Consider the following 9,233-nt stretch of genomic DNA (forward strand, 5'->3'; position numbering starts at 1 on the left):
AGTTCCCCGCGCCCCTGAAGGCATGCGCTGCGCGCAGCCTTCCCCGATGAGATGGCGCACGCAGTGCGCATCTCAGGGGCGCGGGGAACTGCGCGACCAGCCACGACGAGAGGCGCGCGTGGCATCTGGTTTGAGGGGCGCGGGGAACTGCGCGAGAAGAGGCCCCGGGTCGCAGGCGAGGGTCAGCGCTGGCCCGCCACCCTCAGTCGGGGCGCGGCCGAGGCGCCCGGGTCGGCCCACCACGCGCTGTCACCCTCTATCCGCCGCAACAGAATCCCCTCCCGGATCGCCCAGGGACAGATCGTCAGCCGGCGAATCCCCATCAGCTTCATCGCGGTGTGCCCCACCAGCGCCCCGGCCAGCGACTGAGCGGCCCGGGGCGCCGAGATCCCGGTCAGTTCGGCCCGCCGGGCCACCGGCAACCCGGCGAGATCCGTCACGGCCCCCCGCAGATCCGACCGGTACAACTCCCGCCGCACAAAGGGTCCGTGCCTCCCCGGAGGCGCGCCACACAGACGGGCCAGCTGAGTGAACGTCCGCGACGTGGCGGCGGCCGTGATGGGCCCCTCCCAGCGGATCCGGGCCGCGACGTCCCGCAACTGATGCCGCACGTGACGCCGCAGAGCCCGCAACTCCTCGTCGCCCGGCACCTCGGCGTCGTGCAGGTGCTCCCGGGTCAGCCGCCGCGCCCCGAGCGGCAGCGACACCGCGAAGCCCGGCAACCGGCCACGCCCGAAGGCGACTTCGAGCGACCCGCCCCCGATGTCGAGCACCCCGAGCGGCCCGGCCCGCCAGCCCATCCAGCGCCGCGCGGCGAGGAAGGTCAGCTCGGCCTCCACCTCGCCGGGCAGCACCCGCATCCGTACCCCGGCGCCCTGCTCCACGGCGTCCAGGATCTCGTCACGGTTCGGCGCGTCACGGACGATGGCCGTGGCGAACACGAACGGTTCGTCGCTGCCCCACCGTTCGGCCTCCGCGCACGCCTCCGCGACCGCGTCCACGATCCGCCGCACGGCGCGCGGCCTGAGCCGGCGGTCGCCGTCGACCTCCTCGGACAGCCGCAGCCGCCGCTTGGCCGTGTGCACCGGGAGCGGAGCCCCGTCCCTGGCGTCCGCGATCGCCAGCCGCACCGTGTTCGAACCGACATCCACCACACTGATTCGCATGATCGTCGAAGCCCCCTCTTCCGGCGCAGATGATAGCCGGGGTGCTCAGGTGTCGAGAGCGGAAAGGATCCAACTCCGCGACCGCTCGGGGTCGATGACCGCGTCGATCTCCAGGGCGGCGGCCGCGTTGACCGCCTTGCCGTGCTCGTACAGCTCGGCGACGCGCGCCTCGAAGGCCCGCTCCCGCTCGGCCGGGTCGGCGATGGCGGCCAGCTCGCGCCGGTAGCCGAGCCGCACCGCCCCCTCAAGACCCATTCCGCCGAACTCCCCGCTCGGCCAGGCCGCCGTCGCGAGCGGCGCCTGGGTCGAGCCGCCCATCATGGCCATCGCGCCGAGCCCGTACGCCTTGCGCAGCACGAGGCAGACCAGCGGCACCGTGAGCCGCGCGCCCGCGACGAAGAGATCCGCGAACTGCCGTACCGTCGCCGTGCGTTCGGCGTCCGGCCCGACCATGAATCCCGGAGTGTCGCAGAGCGAAAGCACCGGCAGCCCGGACGCCTCGCACTGGCGCAGGAACCGGGCGGCCTTGTCGGCGGCGTCCCGGTCGATCGCCCCGCCCAGGTGGGACGGGTTGTTGGCGATCAGTCCGAGCGGTCGCCCCTCGATCCGCACCAGCGCCGTGATGATCCCGGCGCCGAAGCCGCGCCGCAGCTCGATGACCGAATCCCGGTCTGCGATGCCGTCGATCGCGGCCCGGACGTCATAGGCTCGCCGCCGGTTCTCGGGCACGGCGTGCCGCAGCATCCGCTGGTCCGGCGCCTCCCCATCCGCCCGGATTCCCTGGAAGTACGCGAGGCAGGCGCGGGCCGCGCGCACGGCCTCCGCCTCGTCGGCGACCGGCAGATCCACCACGCCGTTCGGCACCTGCACCGACAGTGGCCCGATCTCCTCCGGCCGGTACACCCCGAGCCCGCCGCCCTCGATCATCGCCGGGCCGCCCATGCCGATGTTCGCCTCCGGCGTCGCGATCACCACGTCGCAGCAGCCGAGCAGCGCCGCGTTGCCCGCGAAACAGCGGCCCGACGCGATCCCGATCAGCGGCACCCGGCCGCTGAGCCGCGCCATCCGCTGGAACGTCGGCACGTTCAACCCCGCCACGACGGTGGTGTCGGTGTCGCCGGGCCGCCCGCCGCCGCCCTCCGCGAACAGCACGACGGGCAGCCCGCGCTCCTCGGCGAGCTGCAGCATCCGGTCGGTCTTGCGGTGGTTGTTGTGGCCCTGCGTCCCGGCGAGCACCGTGTAGTCGTACGACATGACGACGGCGGCCGCGCCGCCGATCCGGCCGGTGCCGGTGACCATGCCGTCGGCGGGCGTCGCCCGGATCAGCTCGTCCAGCGGGCGGCGCTGCCGCTGCGCCGCCACGGCGAGCGCCCCGAACTCGGTGAACGAGCCCGGATCGCACAGCTCCCCGATGTTCTCCCGCGCGGTGCGCCGCCCGGCCGCGTGCCGCTTGGCGACGGCCTCGGGCCGGTTCTCGTCGAGCCCGAACGCGTGCCGTGCACGCGTCTCGGCGAGGTCGGCCCGCACCGCGTCGGGGTCGAGGTCGGCCGCCGCCTCCCGCTGCTCGGGGCCGTCCTCCGTGAGGTCCAGGAGCACCAGCTCCGCGCCCTCCGCGACGGTGTCCCCGACCTCCGCCCGCACGGCCCGGACCACACCCGCCCGGTCGGCGCGCACCACGTGCTCCATCTTCATCGCCTCCAGCACCAGCAACACCGCACCGGAAGCGACAAGTTGGCCCGGCTCCACCTCGACGGAGGTGACCGTGCCGCTCATCGGGGCCGTGGTCGTGCCGGGCTCCGGAAGAGCCGTGTCCGGCGGCGGGGCGGCGGGCACCAGCTCGGGCAGATGACGCTGGACGAAGCCGGTGTCGAAGCCGCCCGCGGTGAACCCGGGGTGCCCGAGCAGGCCGGTCAGTACGGGGATCGAGGTCCGCACCCCCTCCACCGCGAACTCGTCGAGAGCCCGCCCGGCCCGTGCGCACGCCGCGGCGAAGCCGCCCGGCGCATGGGCGACGACCTTCGCGAGCAGCGAGTCGTAGCGCGCCCCGATCTCGGTACCGGTGCGCGCGGCCGTGTCGACCCGGATCCCAGGGCCCGTCGGCACGTCGTAGCGGGAGATCCGGCCGGCCGACGCACGCACCGTCCCGTCCGCGTCCGTCACCTCCGCGTTCACCCGCACCTGCACCGCGCACCCGCGGACCGGCGGCGGCGCGTCGAGCCCCAGAGCGGCGAGGGAGTCGCCCGCGGCGATGCGCAACTGCGCCGCGACGAGATCGACGCCCGTCACCTCCTCCGTCACCGTGTGCTCCACCTGGAGCCGTGGATTGGCCTCCATGAACACGAACTCGTCGCCCTTGACGAGGAATTCGACGGTGCCGAGCCCCTGATAGCGGGCGGCGCGGGCCAGGCCGAGCGCGGCGTCGAGGAGCCGGTCGCGCACCGCGGTGTCGAGCGCGGGCGCGGGCGCGATCTCGACCAGCTTCTGATGGCGGCGCTGCGCGCTGCAGTCCCGCTCCCACAGATGCCCCACCGCGCCCGTGCCGTCCGCCACGATCTGCACCTCGATGTGACGGGCCCCCTCCCACAGCCGCTCCACGTACAACGCGTCGCGCCCGAAGCCCTGTCGCGCCTCCGAACGGCACCGCTCCCACGCCTCGGGCAGCTCGTCCGCGGTCCGCACGACGCGCATCCCGCGACCGCCGCCCCCGCCCACCGCCTTCACCATCACCGGACCGTCCGCGAGCAGGGCCCGTGCCTGCTCCAGCGTCGTCGCGCCGTCCGTGCCCGGCAGTACGGGCACCCCGGCCCCGACGGCGAGCGCCCGCGCCCGCGCCTTGTCCCCGAACAGCTCCAGCGCCTGAGGCGACGGGCCGACGAACACGACGCCCGCCTCGGCGCACCGCCGCGCCAGCTCCGCCGACTCGCTCAGGAACCCGTACCCCGGATGCAGATATCCGCAGCCCGACCGGCGGGCGGCGGCCACCAGCTCCGCCGCGTCCAGATAGCCCCCCGCGGGCAGCCCCACCACTTCGTCGGCCCGCCGCACGTGCGCGTCGTCCCCCGGTTCGTGCACGGCGACCGCGCGCAGCCCGAGATCGGCGGCGGCGCGCAGCACCCGGACGGCGATCTCGCCCCGGTTGGCGACGAGTACGGCGGCAGACCCCATGGGACCCTCCGAGAAGAAGCGGCGTGGACGGGTTCCGTCATGCTCATTGACACTGACGTCAACGTCAATACTCTGGCGCTGTGGCAGCACGCAAACGTCAGGCGACACAGGAATGGGCGACCCGCACCGCCCGGGACCGCACCGACGCACCGGCCCGCGGCCGGCTCCTCGACGCGGCCGAGACCGTGTTCGGACGGCTGGGGTACGGGCCGGCGACCATCGCCGACATCACCGCGGAGGCCGAGGTGTCACGGGCCGGCTTCTACGTGTACTTCGCGTCGAAGGACGAGGTGTTCCGGGTGCTCGCCCGGCGAGTGCGGGAGGCGTTCCTCGCCGCGCAGGACGTGCCGGGCGTCGACACCGACGACGTCGCGGCGGTCACCGAGGCGTCGACGGCCGCGTTCATCGCCGCCTACGCCCGCCATCTGCCGCTGCTCGTCCTCCTGGAGCAGCAGGCGCGCGGCGACGACGAGGTGCGCGCCCTGTGGGAGGAGATCCGCGAGCGGCCGGTGCGCCGCGCCGCCCGGTACGTGCGCCGCGTCGCGGCCGAGGGCCGGGCCCACCCCGTCGTCGACCCGCTCACCCTCTCCCGCGCCGTCGGCGGCATGAGCGTCGAGTTCGCCCGCACGGTGGCGGCGCGCCCGGCCTCGTACGACGCGGCGGTGCGCGACGTCACCACCATGTACCGGCACCTCCTCGGTATCGGAGCCCAAGACCGGCAGTAGCGAACGACAGCAGGGAGCCGCACCTTGTCCACCGGCATACCGATCGACGCGTACCTCGACGACCTGAGGGCCCGCCAGGCGACGGCACGGCAGGGCCGCCAGCCCTCCGCCACCGTCCACCCCGCGGGCGAGCCGACCCTGCCCGCCCACATCGCCCGCTGGGCCGGGCTCAGGCCCGAGCGGCCCGCGCTCGTCACCGCCGACGGGACCCTCTCGTACCGCGAACTCGACGACCACGCCGCCCGGTTGGCGGGCTGGCTCGCCGCGCGAGGGGTCCGGCCGGGCGACCGCGTCGGCGTCTTCCTGCCCAACGGCGCCCGGTTCGTCGTCACCCTGCTCGCCGTGCTGCGGCTCGGCGCCGTGCACGTACCGGTGAACCCGATGTTCCGCGCGGCCGAACTGCGCCACGAACTGACCGACGCGGGGCCGGAGGTGGTCGTCACCCGGGACGCGCTGCTGCCGGTCCTCGACGAGGTGCGGGACGAGACGCCCGTACGGACCGTGCTCGCCGACGCCGACTGGCCCGCCGCCCTCGCCCACCCGCGCCACGAGCCGATCGCCGACGACCTCGACGCGCTCGCCGCCCTGAACTACACCGGCGGCACCACCGGCCTGCCCAAGGGCTGCGAGCACACCCAGCGGCACATGGTCTACACGGCCACCGCCATCGACGAGGGCCGGATGCCCGACGCCGCCGAGCGGGAGCGCGGCATCGTCTCCGTCTGCTACCTGCCGGTCTTCTGGATCGCGGGCGAGAACCTCGGCATCCTCGCCCCGCTCGTCTCCGGCGGCACCAGCGTGCTGCTCACCCGCTGGGACGCCGGCGAGGTGCTGCGCGCCATCGAGACGTACGGCGCGACCACCCTGGCCGGCACCGTCGAGAACTACCTGGAACTCCTGGACCACCCCGACTTCGCCCGCCGCGACCTGACGAGCCTCACCGCCCCGCTCACCGTCTCCTTCATCCGCAAGCTCACCCCGGCGCTGCGCGCCCGCTGGAAGGCGGCCGTCGGCCCGCACAGCGTCCTGCGCGAGGCCTCGTACGGCATGACGGAGACCCACACCAGCGACACCAACACCCTCGGCTTCCAGGACGGCGACCACGACCTGCTGAGCGACCCGGTCTTCTGCGGACTGCCCGTCCCCGGTACGGACTTCATGGTCGTCGACTTCGCCACCGGCACCCCGCTGCCGCTCGGCGAACGCGGCGAGATCGTCGTACGCGGACCGTCCGTGCTCACCCGCTACTGGCGTGCCCCCGAGGCCACCGAGAGCGCGCTGCGCGACGGCTGGCTGCACACCGGCGACATCGGCGTCCTCGACGACGAGGGCGCCCTGCACTACCTCGGCCGCGACAAGGACATGATCAAGGTGAAGGGGATGAGCGTCTTCCCCACCGAGGTCGAGACGCTGCTCGCCCACCACCCCGATGTGCTGGCCGCCGCGGTCGTCGCCGTGCCCGACGGCACCAGCGGGGAGCGGCCCTACGCGTTCGTGCGCACCGCCCCCGGCTCCCCGCTCACCGGCGACGCACTGCGCGAATGGGCGGCCGCGGCCATGGCGACGTACAAGGTCCCGGCGGTCGTCGAGGTCGTCGGCGAGCTGCCGCTCACTCCCACCGGCAAGATCAGGAAGACGGAGCTGACCGCTCGAGCCAGTCGTACGCGGCCCGCGCCGTGAATTCCTCCTGACCGCCCTTGAACAGCAGGTCCGCCGCGGTGAACGCCGGATCGTCCGCCTGCGCCGCCACGTACGGCAGCGCGATGCAGCGCATGCCCGCAGCGTGCGCGGCGCGGGCGCCCGGCGCCGCGTCCTCCAGGACCACGCAGCACGCGGGAGCCACGTCCAGGCGGCGGGCCGCCTCCAGGAACACGTCGGGCGCGGGCTTGCCGTGCGGCACCTCGTCCGCCGAGACGTAGTGCGACAGATGCGCGGCGAGACCGGTGCCGGTGAGGATCGCGTCGATGGCCTCGGGCGACGAACCCGACGCCACGATCATCGGCACCGAGGCCGCGTGCAGCCGCTCCACGAACAGCCGCATCTGCGGGAAGACATGGGTGTCGGCGCGGGCGAGGTCGAGATAGCGGGCGTTGAGGTCGTCGAGCATGTCGGACGCGGCCGCCTCGATGCCGTACCGCCGCTTCCACAGGCCGATCGTCTCGAGGGTGGAGATGCCGACGTACGCCTCGTTGTCCGCCCACGTGTAGTCGGTGATGCCGTACCGGGCCAGGGTGCCGAGGGTCGCCCGGTAGTAGTTGGGCTCGCTGTCGACGAGTGTGCCGTCGAGGTCGAAGACGACGGCGGTGCCACCGAGGGGGCGGGTGAGGTCGTTCATGCCCTCCAGCATGCAGGAAGCCGGCCCCGAACGATCACTTGCGGTCCGTTGCAGCCGCCCTGCCGACCGCTTCGACCAGCGGCAGCAGCCGGTGCGGGACGCGCTCGCGCAGCGCCACCTCGGTGCGGGTGCGGACCACGCCGGGCAACCGGTTGAGCTGCTGCACCACGTCCTCCAGGTGCGCGGCGTCCCGGGCCGCGACGCGGGCCAGGAGGTCGCCGCCGCCGGTGATCGAGTGCGCCTCGATGATCTCCGGGACACCGGCCAGGCCGTCGGCGACATCGGCCAGGTGGCCCTGCGTCACCTCGATGTGCACGAACGCGAGCACCGGGTGCCCGAGCGCGGCGGGGGAGAGGGCGGGCGCCGCGCTCGTGATCACACCGTCCCGCTCCAGCCGGTCGAGGCGGGCCTGGAGGGTGCCGCGGGCCACCCCGAGGATCCGGGCGTACTCGCGGACGCTGGTCCGCGGCTGCTCCAGGAGGAGTCGCAGGATGCGGGTGTCGAGCTGGTCCACGGCCATCGGCGGTGAGCTCCTTCGGACGATCCGGTCGATCACGGCCGACTGTACCAATGGGCCAGTACATGCCGCCTTCGGTGGCCGGAGGGCGGAGACGGGTCCGTCGTGCTGGACCGGTGGCCGAGCGCCCGCCGTCCCGCCGGACCGCACGGCACGTACGGCCGGCGGGCGTGCCCGCGCGTTCAGCGCTCTCCGGCGACCGCCGTCTTCTACCTTGTCCGGATGAATCAGCACTCCACGGACCAGGCGCTCGTGCCTCCTCCGTCCGACGCCACGACCCGCGAGGCCGCCGACTGGTGGCGGGACGCGGTGATCTACCAGGTGTATCCGCGCAGTTTCGCCGACAGTGATGCCGATGGGACGGGTGATCTGGAGGGGATCCGGCGTCGACTGCCGTATCTGAAGGATCTCGGGGTGGACGCGGTGTGGTTGTCGCCGTTCTATGCGTCCCCGCAGGCGGACGGCGGGTACGACGTCGCGGACTACCGGGCCGTGGATCCCATGTACGGAACGCTCTTGGATGCGGATGCGGTGATCCGGGACGCGCACGGTCTGGGTCTGCGGGTCATTGTGGACCTGGTGCCGAATCACTCCTCGGACCAGCACGAGTGGTTCAAGCGGGCGGTGGCGGAGGGTCCCGGGTCGCCGCTGCGGGACCGCTATCACTTCCGCTCCGGCAAGGGCGACAGCGGTGAACTGCCCCCCAACGACTGGGAGTCGATCTTCGGTGGTCCGGCGTGGACGCGGCTGCCGGACGGGGAGTGGTACCTCCATCTGTTCGCGCCGGAGCAGCCGGACTTCAACTGGGAGCATCCGGCGGTCGCGGACGAGTTCCGGTCGATCCTCAGGTTCTGGCTCGACATGGGTGTGGACGGTTTCCGGATCGATGTGGCGCACGGCCTCGTCAAGGCGGAGGGGCTGCCGGACCTGGGCGGCGGTGATCAGTTGAAGTTGCTGGGCAACGATGTCATGCCGTTCTTCGACCAGGACGGTGTGCACGCGATCTACCGTTCGTGGCGGACGATCCTGGACGAGTACGACGGTGAGCGGATCTTCGTCGCGGAGGCGTGGACCCCGACGGTGGAACGCACCGCGAACTATGTGCGTCCCGACGAACTGCACCAGGCCTTCAACTTCCAGTACCTGAGCACGTCTTGGGACGCCGAAGAGCTCCGTACCGCCATCGACCGCTCTCTCGACGCCATGCGGCCCGTCGGCGCTCCCACCACGTGGGTGCTGTCGAACCACGACGTGACGCGGCATGCGACGCGGTACGCGAATCCGTCGGGTCTGGGTACGCAGATCAGGACGGCGGGCGACCGGGA

At 73.2% G+C, this 9,233-nt stretch carries 7 protein-coding genes; 3 read left to right on the forward strand and 4 right to left on the reverse strand.

The genetic code is table 11. From position 1 onward, the window contains the following. Nucleotides 1–182: 182 nt before the first annotated feature. Entirely contained in the window at nt 183–1,166 is a 984-nt protein-coding gene (locus ABZ930_RS40730; protein ID WP_361560450.1) for a Ppx/GppA family phosphatase, read from the reverse strand. Between the two features lie 45 nt (nt 1,167–1,211). Next, nucleotides 1,212–4,331 (reverse strand): carboxyl transferase domain-containing protein, encoded by a 3,120-nt coding sequence (locus ABZ930_RS40735; protein WP_361560453.1) that lies wholly within the window; start codon nt 4,329–4,331, stop codon nt 1,212–1,214. An 80-nt stretch (nt 4,332–4,411) separates the two neighbouring features. Between ABZ930_RS40735 and ABZ930_RS40740 the strand changes: the two genes are divergently transcribed. Both ABZ930_RS40740 and ABZ930_RS40745 read left to right on the forward strand, forming a co-directional pair. Further along, a complete protein-coding gene (locus ABZ930_RS40740) occupies nt 4,412–5,056 on the forward strand; it encodes a helix-turn-helix domain-containing protein (RefSeq protein ID WP_361560456.1) in 645 nt (214 codons plus the stop codon). Nucleotides 5,057–5,080: 24 nt separating this feature from the next. Next, nucleotides 5,081–6,736: an AMP-binding protein gene (locus ABZ930_RS40745; protein WP_361560459.1), complete on the forward strand. Its 1,656-nt coding sequence runs from the start codon at nt 5,081–5,083 to the stop codon at nt 6,734–6,736. On the opposite strand, the gene ABZ930_RS40750 is transcribed toward ABZ930_RS40745, so the two are convergent. Both ABZ930_RS40750 and ABZ930_RS40755 read right to left on the reverse strand, forming a co-directional pair. Continuing rightward, a complete protein-coding gene (locus ABZ930_RS40750; protein ID WP_361560462.1) occupies nt 6,684–7,391 on the reverse strand; it encodes an HAD family phosphatase in 708 nt (235 codons plus the stop codon). The two genes, ABZ930_RS40745 and ABZ930_RS40750, sit on opposite strands and share 53 nt — an antisense overlap. Nucleotides 7,392–7,425: 34 nt before the next feature. Next, a complete protein-coding gene (locus ABZ930_RS40755) occupies nt 7,426–7,911 on the reverse strand; it encodes an Lrp/AsnC family transcriptional regulator (protein ID WP_361560465.1) in 486 nt (161 codons plus the stop codon). Nucleotides 7,912–8,130: 219 nt separating this feature from the next. On the opposite strand from ABZ930_RS40755, the gene ABZ930_RS40760 reads away from it, so the two are divergent. Further along, nucleotides 8,131–9,233: alpha-amylase family glycosyl hydrolase (locus ABZ930_RS40760; protein ID WP_361560468.1), on the forward strand; the 1,103-nt coding region annotated here is incomplete at its 3' end.

Source organism: Streptomyces sp. NPDC046716 (genome assembly GCF_040645755.1).
Classification (GTDB): domain Bacteria; phylum Actinomycetota; class Actinomycetes; order Streptomycetales; family Streptomycetaceae; genus Streptomyces.